The following is a 19654-nucleotide window of genomic DNA, read 5'->3' as shown; positions in this document are numbered from 1 at the left end:
CTCTGCTTAGTCGTTGGTTTGGGATCTTCTTTCTTCTTCCTCTTTCGCAGCTTTTATTGCCCTTTTCTTTTCCAATCGTTTCGCGATCATGATTCCCACTTCATACAATACCAAGATCGGCATCGCAATTAAGAGCTGACTGATGACATCCGGAGGAGTGATGATCGCAGACACGATCAAAATAATCACAATGGAATGTCTTCTGTATTCTTTCAGCATTCTGGAGGTTACTAATCCAGACATGGAGAGGAAATATACGACCACAGGCAGCTGAAACATAATCGCAGAAGCCATCACCAACATCGTGAGTGTGGTCACATAGGAAGTGATGTCAAACTCATTCAGGATCGAAGGATCAAGCTGATAGTTAGCCAGGAAGTTGATGGACAAAGGAGAAAGGACAAAGTAGCCAAAAGCCGCTCCAGACAAAAAGAGAAAACTCACAAAGAAAACCGCTCCCCGGGCTGCATTTTTCTCCTTGTCATATAGTCCTGGACTTACAAATCTCCAAATCTCCCAAAACACATAAGGGAAAGCAACCACAAAACCCACCACCACGCTGGAGGTCATATGCATGGTGAATTGGCCGGTCATCTGCCTACTTTGAATCGTGAATGGAAGTTCATCAATGCAAAGTGCGGATATTCCAAAATAATTACCGATATCACACAACACCCTGTAGGTCAGGAAATCTACCTTGGAAGGACCTAGAATGATCATGCCAAATACGATGTCCTTCGCCAAGAAGGCGATCACGGTAAAAATGAGAATTGCTGCTACTGACCGGAGGATGTGAAAGCGAAGTGCTTCCAGGTGGTCCAAAAAGGACATTCCTTCCTCTTCCTCTTGATATTGATCTAAAGCCACTTTGGGAATCTAGTAATTAGTATAGGGGAAATTGAACCATCCAAGCATTGACTTCCGACTTGATCATGGCAAGCTCTGCTTCATTGGAATGGTTTTTAAGTGCGCGGTCGATCAGACCCACGATCTTTCTCATATCGTCTTCTTTCAAGCCACGTGTAGTGACCGCTGCAGTACCTACTCGCATACCTGAGGTCACAAAAGGTGACTTGGTATCAAAAGGCACCATATTTTTATTGATGGTAATGTCCACTTTGCCTAGTGTCTCTTCTGCAAGCTTGCCTGTCAAATCTTTGTTTCTAAGGTCGATCAACATGAGGTGATTGTCTGTGCCACCGGAAATAATCTGGTATCCACGAGATACGAACTCTTCGGCCATGATGGATGCATTCTTTTTCACCTGAATGACATAATGCATGTATTCGTCCGAAAGAGCTTCCTCAAATGCTACTGCTTTAGCGGCAATGATATGCTCCAAAGGTCCACCTTGGGTACCCGGGAATACTCCCATGTCCAGCAGGGATGACATCTTGCGGACTTCACCTTTTGGTGTGGTCAATCCCCAAGGATTGTCGAAGTCTTCTCTCATGAGAATCAATCCGCCTCTTGGACCTCTGAGGGTCTTATGGGTGGTGGTGGTGACGATATGGCAATGATCTAAGGGATCATTGAGCAATCCTCTTGCGATCAAGCCTGATGGATGAGAAATATCCGCCAGAAGAAGGGCACCAACTTCATCCGCAATCTCTCTGAGTCTTTCATAATCCCAGTCTCTGGAATAAGCCGAGGCACCGCAAATGATCATCTTTGGCTTGACCTCCAATGCCTTTTCTTCAACCTTGTCATAATCAATCACGCCAGTCTCTTCCTCTACACCGTAGAAATGAGGCTGATAAAGCTTTCCGGAGAAGTTGACAGGAGATCCATGAGTCAAATGTCCTCCATGCGATAGGTCAAAACCCAAAATCGCATCTCCCGGCTTCAAACAAGCCAACATTACCGCTGCGTTAGCCTGTGCACCGGAGTGAGGCTGCACGTTTGCCCAAGTGGCACCAAAAAGTTTCTTAGCCCGATCGATGGCGATTTGCTCGATTTCATCAACTACCTCACAGCCACCATAATAACGCTTACCAGGAAGACCTTCGGCGTATTTGTTGGTAAGGACGCTACCAGCAGCTTCCATGACCTGCTTGGAAGTGAAGTTTTCGGAAGCGATCAGTTCGATGCCTCTCTTCTGTCTGTCTTCTTCTCTGGCGATCAGATCAAAAACAAGCGAATCTCTTTTCATAATCGGGGGTTTGAAAGCAATGAAAATCTGGTGGAATTTTATCCAACCCTAAATAAACGAACCCAAAAATAGCCCGAAAGTCCTTATTATCCAATGTAGAAAAGAAGTTGAAAGAACCTAAAAATCAAAAGTCGTCACTTCGGTTTTCCCATAAGCTAAAAAAAACCATTTTAAAGGAATTGAGCCTAAAAAACCACTCCTTGCTTTCCTTTGAAAAAGTCAAAAATGCTGGGCTAAAGAAGGAAGCAACGCTAAAAATCCAGAACTTGTCTAATCAAAATCCTATCATGATTGATTATAAATTTCGGCCAAATCCGTTCTTTACCGGAGACATTACCTCCGTGTTATTGGCACGTCTACACTATCCCGAAAGCACTTGGGGGGAACAAATCAGCCTTTATGCTCATTTGATTGATGGAAAAATCCAATTTGAGGCTGTTGATTTCTATGGAAACGACTACATTCTTTACCCAAGTAGCAGCTGGGAGCCGCTCCAAATGGAGGACATGATTTACCTTATTGAAGGAATGCAGCTCAACCAAGACACCCACGAAGGAGCGATGGACTTAGTGCTGGATGGAATCCCTGAGGTAGAAAGTCATTTCTATCCGCAACTCAAAAAATATTTTGAAGAAAAAAGGAAATCTTTTGGCTTGGATTAAAAATCCAAAACAGCCTGTTTTCGATCTCCTACCCTTTGGGCGCGAAACCAATACTCGTAGGTCTCAAAGTCCAGACATTCGCTGAGTGTAATTCCTTGGAATTTGATTTTCTTCAGACAGCCCACTGGCAGCCAATCCCGGAGTGCCTTTGCCTGATCCAAGGATAGCTGAGAAAGTTGAATCCATTTTTTGCCGTCAATAAAAATCGGTATAAGTTTAGTCATGAGAAGAATGTATGATAAAGTAAAAGTATGCTGATTATCAATAGGCTACAATTAAGCCAAATTATTTTTATGTTAAACAAATCTCTGGCTGAAAATATTCGGAAATGATTGGAGCATGGATTGCGATCGCCTATTTGTTCGTTGGATTGATCTTACAGAAAGTATCCAGGTTCCCTTCCCAAAAAGCGGCCCATTGGGTACAATCCTACCTGATCAATATCGTTTTGCCTGCCTTGGCCTTGCTTTACATTCCAGAAATCAAGCCCTCTTGGGGACTTTTGATCCCCATTTCTGCAGCTTGGTTTACCTTTTTGCTTTCTTGGGCGATTTTTGGGTTTCTTGGTAAAAAACTAGGCTGGGGTAAAAATGTAACTGGCTGCCTGATTATTGTGGCAGGCTTGGCAAATACTTCGTTTTTGGGATTCCCTGTGATCGAAGGACTCTATGGAAAAGAGGGTTTGCCGATTGCATTATTAATAGACCAAGGTGGCTCATTTTTGCTGGTATCCTCCCTGTCTATACTAGTAGGGTCTCTTTATGGAAATCACAGTGAAAGCCTGAAAAAAGTACCCTTAAAAATTTTAAAATTCCCTCCTTTTGGGTTCCTGGTAGGCACACTGATGATGAGTTTGTTTCAAATAAATACTCCTGAATTTCTAATTCCTCTACTTCAGGTCATTGGAAAAACCATGCCTCCCATGGCTCTTTTGGTGATTGGATTCCGGTTTTCTCTGGATTTACAATCTATTTCTTCCAGATTTTTTTGGTATGGGATAGGGTATAGGTTGATTTTGGCTCCTGGCATTGTTTGGTTGGTTTATTCTCAGGTAATGGACAGTAGTTCCCTTGAGTTCAAGGTAACCGTGTTGGAAAGCGGCATGGCCCCGATGATTACCGGCTCAATCATAGCCATTCAATTTGGCCTTCAGCCACGACTGGCCACTTTGCTTTCCGGTCTTGGTATGCCCATTTCAGCCATTTCTTTGGCTATTTGGTATTTCCTTTTAGGCTGACATCGCTCCAAAACTCATCCAAGACCACCAAAAAATGGTCATGGATACAACCATTACTCGCCACGATGTTTCTACCGAAAATATAATCACCCCCTCCGGAGAAATCCGTCACTTTTCCCCCGGCTTCTTGCACGATAATCACTCCGGCAGCCACATCGTAAGAATTCAGATTGTATTCAAAAAATCCCTCCGTTCTTCCGGCAGCAACATAACAAAGATCCACGGCCGCTGAACCCAGTCTTCGAAGTCCATGGGTCTTTTGCATCAGCGATTTCATGGAATTCAAATACCTATCGATCAGTTCGAAGTTATAGTAAGGAAATCCGGTGGAAATCAAAGAAGCAGAAAGTCCTGGAGCTTTGCTCACTCGGATCGGAGTATCGTTGCAAAATGCCCCTCCACCTTTCATAGCATAAAAGCATTCGTGCCGATTCACTTCATAGACTACGCCCATGATCACTTCATCCTTTTCCATCAACCCAATACTAACCGCAAATACAGGAATACCGTGGATAAAATTAGTAGTCCCATCCAAGGGATCGATAACCCAATTGTAGATCTCTCCTTGTGCTGTACTGGTTCCTTCCTCTGTAATAAACCCGGCTTCGGGAAAAATAGCCCCCAGCTTTTCCACAATCTGACGTTCCGCCTCCTTGTCGACATAGGAGACCAAGTCGTTGAACCCTTTATGCTCTACTTTTTCCACGTCAAAATGTTGTCTTTCCTTTCTGATAAAGGCTCCGACTTCTTTTGCAATTTCTTGGGTTTGTTCTAACAGTTGGTTTAGCTGTTCTTGGGTAATCATGGGAGCAAATGGTTATAGGTGATGGGTAAGATAGGTTCTTAAAAAAAATTGTGTCTTATGTCTTACTTATTCTTTTTCCAGGCGGCTTGTTTCTTTTCCTGCTTTTCTTCCCGGGTTTCCTTTATTTCAGGCTTTCCTTCTACCACCAGGACAATTTCCCCCTTCAGAGGATTGGTTTCATAATAATCCATCAGTTCTGCCAATGACCCCCGGACGTTTTCTTCATGCAATTTGGAAAGCTCTCTAGATACGCAAGCTTGTCGTTCAGGTCCAAAAGCCTCCGCTAACTGCTCAAGTGTTTTCATCAATCGATGGGGTGATTCATAAAAGATCATCGTTCGAATTTCCTCCAAAAGCGAGTCTATCCTTGTTTTCCGACCCTTTTTATGAGGCAAAAAGCCTTCAAAAACGAAACGATCATTTGGTAATCCGCTGTTGACCAAGGCAGGAACAAAGGCCGTCGGCCCAGGAAGACACTGTACCTCCAAGCCTGCTGAAATTACTTCCCGAACCAAAAGAAATCCCGGGTCTGAAATCGCCGGAGTACCTGCATCACTGACTAGTGCAAAAACTTCCCCTTTTTTCATTCGCTCTACCAACTTTTCCACTGCTTTGTGCTCATTGAAAATATGGTAGCTCTGCAAGGGTTTGGAGATCTCAAGGTGTTTGAGGAGCATTCCACTGGTACGGGTATCTTCAGCAAGGATGACGTCCACTGATCTCAAGGTTTCAATGGCTCTAAGGGTAATATCCTTCAAATTCCCGATCGGTGTTGGCACCAAGAAAAGGCGGATGGATGATTCGCTCATATCAGAATGGCGTCAATAGCTCGGGCTAGTTTGTGGTCTTTTTCCGTCACCACATTCCCTGCATCATGAGTAGTCAATTCAATCTCTACCGTATTGTAGACATTACTCCAATTGGGATGGTGATTATGTTGCTCGGCAAGGAAAGCCACCCGAGTCATAAAAGCAAAGGCTTCCTGGAAATCACCAAAAGTAAATTTCTTCTTAAGTCGATTATTTTCTTCGATCCACATATCCATTCCATTAAAGTGAAATCACCCCTTCGATTTGAGAAGCCTTCTCATATACTTCGATGACAAAGTCTGCACTTTCAGCCATTAACTGCACTGTCGTACTGATGTATTTTCCTCCACTGCTTGGCTTAAGAGTGACTTCATGAGTCGGAAAAAGTGCCCCCACTTCATGCTCTCTTCCTGCGGGCACGATGAATTTAAACATATACAGCATGGGAAATTGACCCACTGATTCCAGCTTTTCCTTAAATGCTGCTTTATCAAACTTCTTTTGCATTGTCAAAATTACTCGTTTCTTCTAAGATTCACTGCAAAGAAAAAACCCATGCCTTTCGACATGGGTTCCATTAGGTCTTCGATTTAGAAGTATTTGTATCGGTAATCTTTCACATTGGCTAACTCCTGAAGTGCCATCATGATCTGGTAAGCCATTCGCTGAGAAGCTGCTTGGCTAAGTTGTGCCTGATAGGAAGTGTAATCTCCGATTTCTGTGGCAGGAGTAAGAGTGTTCAGCCTACCGACTACCACTCCGATGTCTTCTTGAACAGGCTTGGTAATTTGACCATTTGATTTCAGACCAAAGATTGATCCGATCGCTTTTGGTGCAAATCCGATACCCGGAATCACAGAAGTGCTGAGTCTCAAGCCCGGAACATCATTGAGGGAAGCATCAGGGAAAACTGCCTTCATTTCTTCCAAGGTGGTTTTACCGGCTAGTTTCTCTTGGATCATGGCGGCTTTCTTATCGTTCATGACCAGTTGCTTTACTTGGTCTTTCACATCTTCGAGCTTTGCTTGTCCTTCTTCTTTTCTACTCACCAAAGTGGCTATTACATACGAGTTGTCCAACTCAAACACTGGAGAAACTTCTCCCACTGAGGCATCACCAAAGGCCCAGATCACTACTTCTCTGGCATTGGTAATGTTGTTGATATTTCTGGAAGCCGCGTCTACATTATTTGCCTGAAGGATCCTGTATCCCTTATCAGTAGCGTTCTCCGTAAACTCATTTCTGTTTCCGCTTTCTGCAGCAAAAGAATCTGCGTTTCTAAAAGCATCATTTCTGGTCACATCGGAAGCAACCAATTCAAGCTCTAAAGCTGCCACTTTGGTATAAGTGGAATTCGGCATTTCGGTTACTTCAATGATATGATAGCCATACTCCGTTTCTACCAAGTTTGGTAGCAATCCAGTGGATTTGGCAGCGTAAACAGCATTCGCAAAAGGCTCTACGAAATCAGCCTTGGCAAACCAACCCAAGTCGCCCCCATTCTGAGCCGTACCATCTTGGCCATATTGACGGGCTGCAGCGGCAAAATTGCCGTTGGCCTTGATGTCTGCCAAAACGGATTCGGCTTGCTCTTTGACTGAAGCCTTGCCCGCATCATCCATTCCTTCTGTACTAAACAGGATGTGAGAAGCTCTCATTTTTGGAGCACCTTCGTATTGGTCAGAAATCTTGTAGGTAACGTAGGAAGAATTTGCAGTGACAAACGGGCCGTAAGTCTCTCCTTTGGTGAAGCTAGTCACATTGGTCGTCAATGAAGCAGGCAATTGATCTCCCGGGCCATAAGTGGCGTAAGGAAACTGTAGCTCAGAATTTTGACTTACAAAGGCAGAATCATTGTCGGAAGTTTTCAAACCTTCTGTGAGTTCTGTAATTCTGGAAATCACTGCAGCTGAATCTTCTCCACTCGGCAAAATGCTGAAGGAAACGTATTCAAGGTTGGCAGAATTACCTACTTTGAATTTTTCCTGGTTTTTTGAAAGGTAGGCGGAAAGTTCGCTGTCCTGAATAGTCACTTCTCCATCAGGAATAACGTAATAAGGAACAAACAACACCGAAGCTTCTGCAACAGTATTTGCGGATTTGTGCTCCAATTTGGCTTCCGCTGTAGTGGCGTATTCAGAGGTGGCGAGCAAATTGTCATATTTGACGCGATTTCTTGCCTGAACAAAAAGTTTTTCTTGCTGAGCCCAAGCAGCTTGCTGAGCAGGGTCTGCCGTCTCAAGAGACTGTAAGAAAGAAATCAACTGAGTCTTGTCAAACTGACCTGTTTGAGGATTTGTCAATTGGGCACGGAGCTCTGGAACGATATTTTTCCCCTGCACCATATCAATGAGCTCCTCATTTGAAACCTTAAGTCCCAATTTCTCATACTCTTCGTCAAAGACTCTTTCAACGATCATGGCTTGCCAAGCTTGCTCACGCACAGAAACCATCTCCGGCTCTGAAGGAACTCTTCCTGTCCGCTGCTGGAAAGAAATCTTAAATTCTTCCACCTTTTGGGCAAACTCTTCCAAGGTGATTTCTTCACCTGCAATCTCGCCGACAATATTTTTATTGGTATTCAACAGGGTGGAATTAGGACTTAATAGATCCCCACCCAAGAGGAATAAAATCAACCCGCCAGCTATTACACCGATTGCGAGACCTGTCCGCTGTCTTATTTGCTTAATTAACGCCATTGTTGATACTACGCTTTTTTTGAAGTGTCGCAAAATAATAGCATTGGGGTCGAAATTCAAAATTTCCCCCCGAACATTGTCTTTGCCTAAAAATTTTCTGATCCGCTGATTTTCAGCCGGACAGTCTCTATTCGGTGAGCTTGCTTGGATACAATAGTAAAGGTAAACCGCCCATAGGTAATGGTTTCGCCTTTATTTGGCAAATTTTCCGTGAGAGATAGAATAAATCCAGACAGGGTTTCAAAGTCTCCATAGGGAAAATTCCACCCATATTTATCATTGAGATAATCGATCTCCAATCGGGCACTGAGAAGATATTCCTGCTCACCTAGCACCTGTTCGGTCAAAGCTTCGTTGTCATATTCATCGTCGATCTCTCCAAAAATCTCTTCAATGATATCTTCCATGGAGACAATACCACTTGTGCCCCCAAACTCATCAACCACCAAAGCCAGGCTTTTACGTTCTTGAATAAACTGGATCAACAATTCATTAGCCAAAGCAGACTCCGGAGCTATGATGATCGGATTTAGGATGTCTTCGATCGATTTTGGTTTTTTGAAGAGCTCTAATTGGTGACAATACCCGATCACTTCATCAATAGTCTCCCGATAAATAATAACCTTGGAATGCCCACTTTCCTCAAACACTTTTTTCAACTCCTCTACCGAATCTTCTACCTCTACAGCCACAATGTCGGTACGGGGAATCATACATTCCCTGACACGTACGGTCTTAAACTCCACGGCATTGTCGAAAATCTTAGAGTCGATCTCCACTTTTCCCGGAGTCCGATCCTGCCGCATCTGCTCCTTTATAAATGAATTAAGGTCTGTGATCGTAAAGACCGGTTTTTCCTCGCTATAATCCAGTCTCAATACTTTGGTAATAAAAAGTCGGGACAATCCCACGATCAGCCACACAATGGGATACATCAGGTAGTAAATTCCAAGAAATGGCAGCGCAAAAAAATTCAACATGCTGTTAGGATTGAGCATGAATAAGCTTTTAGGCAAAAACTCCCCAGTGATCAACACAATGATGGTGGAAAGTACTGTCTGGGAAACAAGTATGACCGCCTCATTATTCAGAGACTCCGGCAAAATGCCTCGTAGTGGTTCATCCAATAAAAAGGCCATGAAGGTACCATAGAGGACAAGCATGATGGTATTCCCTATCAACGTAGTCCCTATAAATTGCCCGGGGCGTTGGATAAAACCACTGAGAACCTTCCCGCTGAAACTCCCCTGCTTTTTTTGAAGCTCAATCTGAAGCTTATTGGCCGAGATATAGGCTATTTCGATGCCCGAGAAAAAAGCAGAAAAGACCAAAGTGATCAAGACATAAATGAGGTAATTGGTGTCCATTATCAGCTTTTCTTCTTGGGTTTGGTTGATTTTTGAGAGATTTCTTCAGGTGGTTTCTGATTTTGATTTCTTCTGAGCTGAAACCAAAACAACAAACCCACGGCAAACATAAATATAGCATAGGCAGACCCAATTCCATTCACCAAGGTCTGATGAATCCCTACCACAATCAGCGCAAGGGAAAAGGAAAGTATCAATACATCGATCAGCTTCATAATCCTTCTCCTGGAAGGAGGGTACGACTATCCCTCACCTGTTTTAGTTGATAAGTAGAAAAACTGTCGTCGGCCTCCATTCCTGTTCCGTTAAATATCGTTTGTCTTTCCTGAATGGTGACAAATTTTTCGGTGTAAATTTTCTTTTCCGCCTGATTCCAAAAAATCTCCTCAGTCTGAAGTCGTTGATCCTTAATAAGATTTTTGATCTGAACATTCCCCTCTCCACGGTAGAGATTTTGGTCTCTCAGGTAATACCCCCTGTCAGCTCTCATGGTTGTTTCCAATACTCCGTCAACAGTAAAAAATTTGATGTCAATCCCTTCCGGAAATTCAAGGTTGCCATTTGAAAACTCTAACTGCCTAGGGGCAAAGATTTCAGAACGATGCACCGCAGAATCACTATGAACAATTTGGATATCTACAGCTGAATTGACAGGACCATCGTAAATCAGCACGGATTCGGGATCAATGGATTCCCGGCAAGAAATCAAAGAAATAATTCCTAAGAAAGTGAAAAGCAACTGTGTACCTCTAATCATTTGGTGCAAAGATAATAGGAAAGTACCAACCCTTTGAAACGAAAAAAGGCAGCCCCAAGGGCTGCCTTAGTTATATTTCCTAACCAAGATTAATCTCTGGTAGCCAAACTTACTGTTTCACCTACCCAGCAACCCGTGCTGATAGAAGAACCAGGCTGAAGTCCCTCAGTGAAAAGCTCTTCTTTGGATGGGAATCGGGCTCTGGCATTAGCCATACCTTTGGAATCTCCTGCTTTTTGGTAAGCACCATAAGCGGCGATAAAGATGGAATAATCTTTTGCACGGCTTTCTCCACCTCTACAGTCATTGAAAGCAGACATATACAGATCACCAATCAATGAGAAGGCAGTGGCAGTCAATTCTGGATCCAAGGTTGCCGCTTCTCTGGCGGCAGTTCTTGCCGCAGACTTTCTACCGGCCTGGGTATGAACTTTTGCCAATTCCATCTGGATTTCGCCTTTTTGCTTATTATTTTCTGCCAAAGTGAAGGCTTTCTCCAATACAGGCTGTGCCTTTTCAAAGTCACCTGACGCCATATATCTCATGGCTCTGACCTGAGAAGTTGCGAAGGTTGGCTTTTTAGAGTCGATCAATTCCAAAGCCGCCAAGAATGAATTGGAAGAATAGCACTTGTACTGAACGGAATACTTGAAGATTTGATTGGCAATTTCCTCATTGGAAGGATCAGCTGCCAGTTTAGGTCCCATGGTGTTTTCTATGAAATTACAATCAATCAGCTCCATGTTGACCAAAAGGGTTTCAAGAGTGGATCTTGGACCGCTTACATCCTTACCTTCAGACGCTGACTTATCCAATAGCTTGTTGGCATTGTCATAGATAGCCAAGATCTGCTCTCCAGTGTAGGCCTTATTGTAGGCATAATTTCGGTAAATCAAATCAAAGTAAGCAGCCACCAACTGATGGTTGATATTGCCATTCAATTCGATTGCTTTTTCGAAATCTGCAATTACACCTGGAATTCTGGTCTTGTCACTCTTGAAGAATTGATAGCCGAAGTAAGCTTTGTTTTCAATCCATCTTTGGGTATTGTTAAACAACTCACCTCTCTTGGTGTAAATAGCCATTACGCTATCCTGATAAACCAGTTTTTGTGCTGCGTCAGCAGTTTTATCTGCAGCACCTTTATACACGTTTACTCCATTGATATAGAGAGATTCATTCAGATTTGGAACATTTACAAGAAGCCAGTTTAATGGTTTGGTGGCCTCCACAAACTGCTCGGACTTCATGTAATCGGTGTAAGCCGCATTGAGTTCTCTTGCTTTTGCTTCCTGTGCAGGATCGGAAGGCCAGTTCCAGCCATCCTGAGCCTGAGCAAAACTGACCATGAGCAATGCTCCAAGGGCAAGAAGGGTTGATTTAATTTTCATGTTCGTCTAGGTTTTATTCGGTTTTAGACTCTCGGGAGACGCCCCATAATTTGGTTAATTTGTTTCTCTTGAATTTGTTTATTCAAACACTCGCTTGTAGAACCAACTGTTGTCGTTGAGAGATAGGCCAATGGTAAAGTTGACATACGTCTCTCGGATCAATCCATTGTCCAATGTTCCTCTTCTGCCGGCCTTGAAGGCGAAATTCACCAATGACAATTGATTCACAGGAATTGAAGTTCCAAAGTTGATGCCAATATCATTGATGCTGGTTTGATTGATGAAGTAAGGTGTCTGCATCCATTCCAATCCCACCCTGTAAGTTGCCCTATTCAAGAGGTTGTCAAAGTCCAGATAATCGGGAACGATCTGGAATCCCAGTCCCACTTTTTGGGCTGCTTGCAAGCTTAAAGGGTCTCCAAAGAAGTTCCTGAAATCAGCAAAATCTTGGTATTGTCCCTCCAAAGCAACCGCGAATTTATTGTTTTTCTCGTAGGTTATCCCAAAACCATAACGATTTGGAATATAAATACTTCCTCTTTCGTTATCGGCAATAAGATCACCGTCTGTATTTGGCCTGCTAGCTTGGCCAACTCCGGCCAATTTTGCAAACCCAGTTCCATTAACATTGCCTAATTTCTGATAAATGGCTCCTAAGTGAATATTGCTCTTGGCAGATGCCTTAAAGAAATAATGAAGGCCAGCTTTGAAGCCCACATCAGAAACTGTTAATCTTTCATAATATTCTGAAGGACGGCCCACCTCCACGTTATTTGGATCAAAAATCAGGAGTTGGTTTGATCGAATGGATGATCCGAAAAGATAAGATCCATGAACGCCAATACTTAGATTCTTAGCCAGAAGGTATCCGAAATTAAGATAGGCCTCTGAAATACCCCCGTCACCTTCGAGGAAATTGGTTGCTTTTAGATCTGAATTATTGACATCACTTTCTACCTTGAGTCGGTAATTGACACTGGTGATTTGTCCCAATCCCATACCGGAGGTAAATTTTCCTGACTTCAGTGGAAGTGAGATGGCAATGTAGGAAAGGCCTCCTCCGTCCACCAAAGAGTTTTCGGTTCCATTGTCCACATTGATTCTCTTGTAATTGAGTGCCACCTGAAAATTAAAAATGGTGTTTCTTGTGGTTAGGGCTGGATTGACGACATTGGCATGCCATCCCGTGCCAAAACTGATCCCCAGACCACCCATCCCCTGGTTATGGGTCTGACCTCCATAGTTAAACTCTCCAATTCCCAACGCACTGAAGGTGGAGGAGCTGGTTTGGCCATTGACCTGATTAAATAATAAAAGGGTGCAGAGTACACCCAACGTTTTCAACCCTATTTTATTCAACATTGTGGTTTAGAATACAATTTAATCCGTGCAGGACTAAATTTGGGACTACAAATATGTGGTCTTTTGCCAATGATTCAAAAGATTGAGAATCACCTCCGCAGATATAAATAGATATTTCAGGAATTTTAAGACGGTAAGACGCAATAAACCCTTCCATTTCAAATCGAACTCCTGACCAAATGCCCACCTTCATACAAGAAAGTGTGGAGTCTCCCAAATCCGATTCCGGTGGAGGCAATAGTGAAATTTCGGGTAGCTTGGCTGTAAAATGGCTCATGGCTTTTGCCCTCATCTGCATACCCGGACTAATTGCCCCTCCTCTGTAGACCCCGAGGTCATCGACCAGCTCATAGGTAATACAACTACCCATATCAATGGCCAACACGGGTTTTTCCCCCGCCAATTTCCAAGCTCCTACCGCCGCTGCCAATCTATCCAGCCCCAAGGTTCTCGGAGTGGAATAGCCATTAATTAACGGTGTAGGGGTATCGTGGGTAAGAAATGTGAAACCAAAAGGAAGCTTTTCCTTCAGCTCAACTTCAGAAAATCTCACCGAACTGACCAGGCAATGCTGAAAATCCATAACCTGCCAGAAATCTACTGCTTCCTCCAAAGTGGAAAAGTAATGATCTCCCACCAAGCTGTGCTTTTCAAAAAGAGCTGATTTGACCCGTGAGTTTCCAATATCTATGACTAGATTTTTCATGAGCTTGCAAATTAGCCATTAATAAAAAAGAGACTTTTTCTTGCCTTGAAATTATCTTTGGTACCTTGGCTTACTTAACATACTTTAACCCATGCACCCTGAAAGATACACCTTTATAGGACTTATGTCCGGTACTTCCGGTGACGGACTGGACTTGGCTTATTGTCATTTTGACTATCAAAAGGGGTGGAATTTTGAAATTATCCTCGCAGAAACCATCCCATTTCCTCAGCTGTTGGGAAAAAAATTGGAAAACAGTCATCTACTTTCCGGACTGGAGCTTTCCTTGCTGGATGTAGAATTTGGACAGTGGATGGGAGAAAAAGTCAAAGAATTCTGTCAAGATAAGCAAGTCAAACCCATGGCAGTAGCGTCCCATGGCCATACGGTATTTCATCAACCTCATAAAAAACTCAGCCTTCAAATCGGTAATGGATGGGCCCTACACCAGGCTTCCGGTGAAAAAGTAATAACTGACTTTAGGATGCTGGATGTCCAACTGGGAGGTCAGGGCGCTCCTTTAGTTCCAATTGGAGACCGATTGCTTTTCCCTCAGGTCGATTTTTGCATCAACCTCGGAGGCATTTCCAATATTTCGATGGAAAAAAACGGTCAGCGAATAGCTTTTGACACCAGCCCATTTAATCTTCTACTCAACCATGAAGCTAAAAAGCTTGGAAAGCCTTATGATGAGAATGGGAATTGGGCAAGAGAAGGAGAAATTAATCTGCCGCTTTTCGAAGCGCTGAATGCGCTTCCCTATTATTCCAAGCAGTCTGCCAAATCCTTGGGAAGAGAGGAAATGGAAAAGGATTTTATCCCTTTGCTGGAAAACAGTGGTCTAGACCCAAAAGACAAGCTCAGCACCTTGGTGGAGCATTTCGCCTTCCAAATCTCAAAATCCATTAGGTTCCATTCCTCCTCAGCAAAGCCAAGTGTGATGATCACCGGAGGAGGAGCCTATAATTCTTATTTTATCGAACGCCTGGCTCATTACCTGGATCACCAATGGGTGCAATTTGAAGCGAGCAAAGAATTGATTGAATTCAAAGAAGCCTTGATTTTTGCCTTTTTGGGTGTCTTGAGATGGAGAGGAGACATCAACTGTCTAGCTTCCGTGACCGGTGCCTCGAGGGACTGTTGCGGAGGTACAATCTACGGATAAACTGTCCCATTGAGGAGTTTGAATTCTGCAAATTTTATTTTTCTATTTTTGGGCCAGAATATAAACCCAAAGAAAAAATGCAGGAACTGCTGAAAAAGTTTGAGAATAAAACCCCTGAGATCGTATTTGAGTGGAGCGACAGCGAAACTGAGGCAGAAGGATGGGTAGTCATCAATTCCCTGAGAGGAGGAGCTGCCGGCGGGGGAACTCGGATGAGAAAAGGGCTCGACAAAAGGGAAGTTGAATCGCTCGCCAAGACTATGGAAGTGAAATTTACTGTATCAGGTCCTTCCATCGGTGGTGCCAAATCTGGAATCAACTTTGACCCAAGCGACCCAAGAAAAGCTGGGGTACTCGAAAGATGGTACAAAGCTGTCATGCCTTTACTCAAAAACTACTATGGCACAGGTGGTGACCTCAATGTGGATGAAATTCACGAAGTAATTCCGATCACCGAATCTTATGGCCTTTGGCATCCTCAGGAAGGAATTGTCAATGGCCACTTTCACGCCAATGAGCCCCAAAAGATCCGAAAAATCGGCCAACTCCGACAAGGTGTGTCCAAGGTATTAGAGGATCCAAAATTCACCCCGAATGGTCCAAAAAAATATACCGTGGCAGACATGATCACCGGGTATGGTGTATCTGAGGCCGTCAGACATTACTATTCAATCTGGGGCGGAGAAATTAAAGGAAAACGTGCGGTAATTCAAGGCTGGGGAAATGTAGGGGCGGCTGCAGCCTGTTTTTTGGCGGTGGAAGGAGTAAAAATCGTCGGCATCATCGACCGGGTAGGTGGCCTGATTAACGAAGAAGGCTTTACATTGGATGAAATCCGGGAATTGTTTCTCAAAAGAGAAGGCAACCAGTTGGTATCAGAAAATCTGATTCCTTTTGAAGAGATCAATTCCAAGATATGGGATGTGAAAAGTGAAATCTTTATCCCTGCAGCGGCTTCCCGATTGATCACCCGAAACCAAGTGGAACGAATGGTAGCAGCCGGACTAGAAGTGATTTCCTGTGGTGCCAATGTCCCCTTTGCTGATCCGGAAATTTTCTTCGGACCAACCGGAGTTTGGGCGGATGAGCGGGTTTCGGTCATTCCGGATTTCATTGCCAACTGTGGAATGGCAAGAGTATTTGCCTACCTAATGAGTGATGATGCCGAGGTTACAGATGAGGCTATCTTCTCAGATGTTTCCAAAACCATCGAGAAAGCTTTAAAAAACACCTATGAAGAAAGTTTGTCAAGCACAAATATTGCCCAAACTTCCTTTAAAATAGCTTTGACACAACTCGTGTAAAAGCAACTCTAAGAATGCCCCTGCCTGAATTAATTTATCATGAAATTCGGCAGGGGTTTTTAGTATTTCTTGGAGAGTATGAAGCAAAATCAGTAGTTTAGCACGTGCTCAACAGTCTAAAAAGCCTAACAATAATTCGATAAATTGCCGGAAAGTAAAACCCAGCCCATCAAATCAACCCAATGAAGAAATATCTTATAAGTCTATCCATACTTTTCGGAATATTATTTTTTGGAATGATTGAAGCGAATGAAAGCTACGCCCTTTCCTTTGATCAAAACACCGAATTGATTGCGCAGTCTGATTCGGATCAGACTAATGCTGATCAGGTGGATGAGGCACATGCAGAAGAAGGTCATGGAGAAGCCCATCATTCTGCACCGGCTTGGTTGGTGATTCCTTTTGTCACCCTTTTGTTGATGATTGCGACAGGCCCCTTGTTTTATGAGCATTTTTGGCATCATAACTATCCCAAAGTGGCTGTTGGCTTTGCCATTTTGGTAGTCATCTATTACCTATTTGTCCTAAACAACGTCCATGCCCCTGTCCATGCATTGGCCGAGTACATTCAGTTTATTGCCTTATTGGCTTCGCTTTATGTGGCATCAGGAGGCATTCTGATCGAAATCGATAAAAAAGCCACCCCAATAGCCAATGTTTCTTTGCTCTTGATTGGTGCTGTGGTTTCCAACTTGATCGGTACCACCGGGGCATCCATGTTATTGATCCGCCCATTCATCCGATTGAATAAAGCCAACATCCAGCCTTACCATGTGGTATTTTTCATCCTAATGGTAAGCAATGTGGGAGGTTCTTTGACTCCTATCGGAGATCCACCACTGTTCCTGGGATTCTTGAAAGGGGTACCGTTCTTCTGGACCATCGAGCACAACATGCCAGCATGGGCCATGGCCTTGGCACTATTGGCAACGGTATTTTATTTCATTGACAAAAAATTCGGAAGAGCATCCGAGGAGGACGAATACGCAGAAGAAATCACCTACTCCAACAAGTTTACCATGATTGGTTCCAAGAACTTTGCTTGGCTCTTTGTGATCATCTGTGCAGTATTCTTGGATCCAAATGTTATCGAAGGGGTACCAGCCATCCATTACGACGGACAAAAATTCTCTTTCCTAAGAGAAATTATCATGCTTTCGGTCGCCTTCTTTTCTTACAAATTTGCTGATCAAAGAGCTATCAAAGGAAATGAGTTTAATTTCGAACCAATCCGCGAAGTGGCCTTTATTTTCATCGGAATTTTCGGAACCATGATGCCGGCCTTGGAATTGGTTGGAAACTTTGCCAAATCTCCTGAAGGCGCTGAATTGATCACCGTAAACACGCTCTACTGGGGCACAGGCACACTATCCGCCGTCCTGGACAATGCGCCCACTTACCTCAACTTCCTGGCGGCAGCCATGGCTTCTGAGGGATCCGATATCGGAAGTATTGCAGAGGTACGTGCTTTCGCAGACAGTTCACTGAATACTTCAGATACTCCCTTTCAGCTATTGGCGATTTCCATTGCATCAGTGTTCTTTGGTGCAATGACTTACATTGGCAATGGTCCCAACTTCATGGTAAAGTCCATTGCAGAACAAAACGGGATCAAGATGCCTTCCTTCTTCGGATACATCATCAGATTTACGATTCCTATTTTGCTGCCAATTCTTTTCTTGGTTTGGCTCGTGTTTATTGCATTTGTCTAAGTCTCCACCGGGTTTTTCATAAAGCAATGGACAAAATAATAGCGGATTCAAAAAAGAACTTGATTCCGCTATTTTTCAACTCCGCATCATGCGTCGGCCTAATCCTAGGCTGCCTTTGCCCATTTTTTTATTGAGCAAGACAGAGGATTTTCTGAAAAAAAACACTCTCTTCAATCGGCTATTTTACCAATCTTGAAAATCAATTTTCAGGTAGCAAGACTTTTTCAATCCAAGAAGCGTTTTAGTTACTGAAAAACGATTAGCTTATATTTAGTTGAAAAAGAATACAGTAGCTCAGGAAAATGTTAAGGAAATCGCTTTTTTATTTACTGCTTATCTCGCTTCTGATGTCTTGCGATGAAGAGGAAACTCTTCCTCGTGGCAGTCAGCTTCTGTTAAATCCCAATCTATCCCTTTATCCTGACTCGGTATTCCCCTGGACACCCTCAAATCCCGATAGGATTCAGAACGGGGTCAGCAGAGAAGAATTCGTGAGCGGAAATCGGTCTTTATATATAGAAAATCCTAACAGAACTGTCGCAAACGCATCCCACTGGACTCAAACTTACACCGGCCCGATGCCTGCGCCTGGGAGTACACTTGAGCTAGTTGCATTTGTAAAAGGTGAAAATATCCAGGATCTGACAGCAGGTGGAAGAGTTTTTATTGCATTGAAAGTATTCCCCATGATTAAAACGGAATCCGTCGCCACTGCTGTGTTTGATTTTCAGGGAGATGTTGACTGGGTTTTGTTGAAGGCCACTTTGGAAAATTTTCCGGAGGAGGCAGAAAACATCCAAGTAACCCTAAATATGCCTACGCTGACTTTGGGAAAGGTCTACTTTGATGAAATCAACCTGACAGTGAAATAAGATTATTTGATACTCGCTTGAAGATTACTTTTCAGTTACCGATGAGCCATTTACATTATTGTGAGCTCTTTATACCTAAAGCAATCCACCAAATGATCATTGATCAATCCAGTGGCCTGCATGTGGGCATAGACAATGGTGCTGCCGAGGAATTTAAATCCTCTTTTCTTCAAGTCTTTGGCTAAGGCATCCGATTCAGCTGAAGTAGCCGGATAAGGTTCGCCTGGCTTTAACGAATTGATAAGCGGTTTTCCTCCAACAAATCTCCAGATGTAGTTGGAAAAAGAGCCAAACTCTTGCTGTACCTCCATAAACCGTTGGGCATTGTTGATCGCAGCACGAATTTTTTGGGCATTCCTGATGATTCCGGAATCTTTCAGCAATTCCTGTACATAGCTTTCAGGAAAATCTGCCACTATCGTGTAATCAAAATCTGCAAAAGCCCTGCGATAGCCATCCCTTTTCTTCAATACAGTGGCCCAACTTAACCCAGCTTGGGCACTTTCCAATACCAAAAATTCAAAGTGAACCCGATCATCAAAGACCGGAACACCCCATTCAGTGTCGTGGTAAGCCACGTATTCCGGGAAGCCCAGACACCAGGGGCAACGGGAGATTGGTAATGATTCCATGATTGAAAATCACAATTATTTC

21 protein-coding genes are annotated in these 19654 nt (G+C 43.4%); 6 read left to right on the top strand and 15 right to left on the bottom strand.

The features are described from left to right. Positions 1 to 6: 6 nt before the first annotated feature. Both tatC and glyA read right to left on the bottom strand, forming a co-directional pair. Positions 7 to 867 (bottom strand): twin-arginine translocase subunit TatC, encoded by an 861-nt coding sequence (tatC, locus tag DDT91_RS01730; protein ID WP_187174397.1) that lies wholly within the window; start codon positions 865 to 867, stop codon positions 7 to 9. 16 nt (positions 868 to 883) lie between these two features. After that, on the bottom strand, positions 884 to 2152 hold the full coding sequence (gene glyA, locus DDT91_RS01725; RefSeq protein WP_187174396.1) for a serine hydroxymethyltransferase: 1269 nt from the start codon (positions 2150 to 2152) through the stop codon (positions 884 to 886). A 287-nt stretch (positions 2153 to 2439) separates the two neighbouring features. On the opposite strand from glyA, the gene DDT91_RS01720 reads away from it, so the two are divergent. Further along, positions 2440 to 2814 (top strand): UDP-glucuronosyltransferase, encoded by a 375-nt coding sequence (locus DDT91_RS01720; protein ID WP_187174395.1) that lies wholly within the window; start codon positions 2440 to 2442, stop codon positions 2812 to 2814. Here the strand turns inward: DDT91_RS01720 and DDT91_RS01715 are convergent. Continuing rightward, positions 2811 to 3038: a hypothetical protein gene (locus tag DDT91_RS01715; RefSeq protein WP_187174394.1), complete on the bottom strand. Its 228-nt coding sequence runs from the start codon at positions 3036 to 3038 to the stop codon at positions 2811 to 2813. The genes DDT91_RS01720 and DDT91_RS01715 overlap by 4 nt on opposite strands. 104 nt (positions 3039 to 3142) lie before the next feature. On the opposite strand from DDT91_RS01715, the gene DDT91_RS01710 reads away from it, so the two are divergent. Further along, on the top strand, positions 3143 to 4051 hold the full coding sequence (locus DDT91_RS01710; protein WP_187174393.1) for an AEC family transporter: 909 nt from the start codon (positions 3143 to 3145) through the stop codon (positions 4049 to 4051). Here DDT91_RS01710 and DDT91_RS01705 read toward each other — a convergent pair. The 11 genes from DDT91_RS01705 to DDT91_RS01655 all read right to left on the bottom strand — a co-directional run bounded on the left by DDT91_RS01705 (position 4026) and on the right by DDT91_RS01655 (position 13947). Next, positions 4026 to 4856: an inositol monophosphatase family protein gene (locus tag DDT91_RS01705; RefSeq protein WP_187174392.1), complete on the bottom strand. Its 831-nt coding sequence runs from the start codon at positions 4854 to 4856 to the stop codon at positions 4026 to 4028. The two genes, DDT91_RS01710 and DDT91_RS01705, sit on opposite strands and share 26 nt — an antisense overlap. A 62-nt stretch (positions 4857 to 4918) precedes the next feature. Then, positions 4919 to 5665: a 16S rRNA (cytidine(1402)-2'-O)-methyltransferase gene (gene rsmI, locus DDT91_RS01700; RefSeq protein WP_187174391.1), complete on the bottom strand. Its 747-nt coding sequence runs from the start codon at positions 5663 to 5665 to the stop codon at positions 4919 to 4921. Further along, positions 5662 to 5895 carry a 4a-hydroxytetrahydrobiopterin dehydratase gene (locus DDT91_RS01695; RefSeq protein ID WP_187174390.1) on the bottom strand — a complete coding sequence of 78 codons (234 nt, stop codon included), beginning with the start codon at positions 5893 to 5895 and terminating at the stop codon, positions 5662 to 5664. Before DDT91_RS01695 ends, rsmI begins: the two co-directional genes overlap by 4 nt. 10 nt (positions 5896 to 5905) lie before the next feature. After that, entirely contained in the window at positions 5906 to 6172 is a 267-nt protein-coding gene (locus tag DDT91_RS01690) for a DUF493 domain-containing protein (protein ID WP_187174389.1), read from the bottom strand. Between the two features lie 83 nt (positions 6173 to 6255). Then, positions 6256 to 8364 carry a peptidylprolyl isomerase gene (locus DDT91_RS01685; protein ID WP_187174388.1) on the bottom strand — a complete coding sequence of 703 codons (2109 nt, stop codon included), beginning with the start codon at positions 8362 to 8364 and terminating at the stop codon, positions 6256 to 6258. An 86-nt stretch (positions 8365 to 8450) separates the two neighbouring features. Continuing rightward, positions 8451 to 9731: a hemolysin family protein gene (locus DDT91_RS01680; protein WP_187174387.1), complete on the bottom strand. Its 1281-nt coding sequence runs from the start codon at positions 9729 to 9731 to the stop codon at positions 8451 to 8453. A 2-nt stretch (positions 9732 to 9733) separates the two neighbouring features. Continuing rightward, on the bottom strand, positions 9734 to 9946 hold the full coding sequence (locus DDT91_RS01675) for a hypothetical protein (protein WP_187174386.1): 213 nt from the start codon (positions 9944 to 9946) through the stop codon (positions 9734 to 9736). Beyond that, positions 9943 to 10488: an LPS export ABC transporter periplasmic protein LptC gene (gene lptC / locus DDT91_RS01670; protein ID WP_187174385.1), complete on the bottom strand. Its 546-nt coding sequence runs from the start codon at positions 10486 to 10488 to the stop codon at positions 9943 to 9945. Before lptC ends, DDT91_RS01675 begins: the two co-directional genes overlap by 4 nt. Before the next feature lie 89 nt (positions 10489 to 10577). After that, a complete protein-coding gene (locus DDT91_RS01665; protein WP_187174384.1) occupies positions 10578 to 11879 on the bottom strand; it encodes a hypothetical protein in 1302 nt (433 codons plus the stop codon). Positions 11880 to 11957: 78 nt separating this feature from the next. Then, on the bottom strand, positions 11958 to 13241 hold the full coding sequence (locus DDT91_RS01660) for a hypothetical protein (RefSeq protein WP_187174383.1): 1284 nt from the start codon (positions 13239 to 13241) through the stop codon (positions 11958 to 11960). Beyond that, positions 13231 to 13947, bottom strand: a complete 717-nt coding sequence (locus DDT91_RS01655) for a type III pantothenate kinase (protein ID WP_187174382.1) — start codon at positions 13945 to 13947, stop codon at positions 13231 to 13233. The genes DDT91_RS01660 and DDT91_RS01655 overlap by 11 nt, the downstream gene beginning before the upstream one ends. A gap of 91 nt (positions 13948 to 14038) precedes the next feature. On the opposite strand from DDT91_RS01655, the gene DDT91_RS01650 reads away from it, so the two are divergent. The 4 genes from DDT91_RS01650 to DDT91_RS01635 all read left to right on the top strand — a co-directional run bounded on the left by DDT91_RS01650 (position 14039) and on the right by DDT91_RS01635 (position 19000). Then, positions 14039 to 15112 (top strand): anhydro-N-acetylmuramic acid kinase, encoded by a 1074-nt coding sequence (locus DDT91_RS01650; protein WP_187174381.1) that lies wholly within the window; start codon positions 14039 to 14041, stop codon positions 15110 to 15112. Between the two features lie 77 nt (positions 15113 to 15189). Next, positions 15190 to 16416 carry a Glu/Leu/Phe/Val dehydrogenase dimerization domain-containing protein gene (locus DDT91_RS01645; RefSeq protein WP_187174380.1) on the top strand — a complete coding sequence of 409 codons (1227 nt, stop codon included), beginning with the start codon at positions 15190 to 15192 and terminating at the stop codon, positions 16414 to 16416. A 182-nt stretch (positions 16417 to 16598) separates the two neighbouring features. Further along, complete coding sequence (locus tag DDT91_RS01640; RefSeq protein ID WP_187174379.1) at positions 16599 to 18128, top strand: sodium:proton antiporter; 1530 nt, start codon at positions 16599 to 16601, stop codon at positions 18126 to 18128. 347 nt (positions 18129 to 18475) lie between these two features. After that, on the top strand, positions 18476 to 19000 hold the full coding sequence (locus DDT91_RS01635) for a hypothetical protein (RefSeq protein WP_187174378.1): 525 nt from the start codon (positions 18476 to 18478) through the stop codon (positions 18998 to 19000). A gap of 50 nt (positions 19001 to 19050) precedes the next feature. Here DDT91_RS01635 and DDT91_RS01630 read toward each other — a convergent pair whose 3' ends face one another. Continuing rightward, positions 19051 to 19632, bottom strand: coding sequence for a DNA-3-methyladenine glycosylase I (locus tag DDT91_RS01630; RefSeq protein ID WP_187174377.1), 582 nt, complete (start codon positions 19630 to 19632; stop codon positions 19051 to 19053). Between the last annotated feature and the right edge of the window lie 22 nt (positions 19633 to 19654).

The organism is Algoriphagus sp. AK58 (assembly GCF_014324365.1).
Taxonomy (GTDB): Bacteria; Bacteroidota; Bacteroidia; order Cytophagales; family Cyclobacteriaceae; genus Algoriphagus.
The sequence above is the reverse complement of the archived record's forward strand: the minus strand, read 5'-3'. Positions and strand labels throughout refer to the sequence as shown.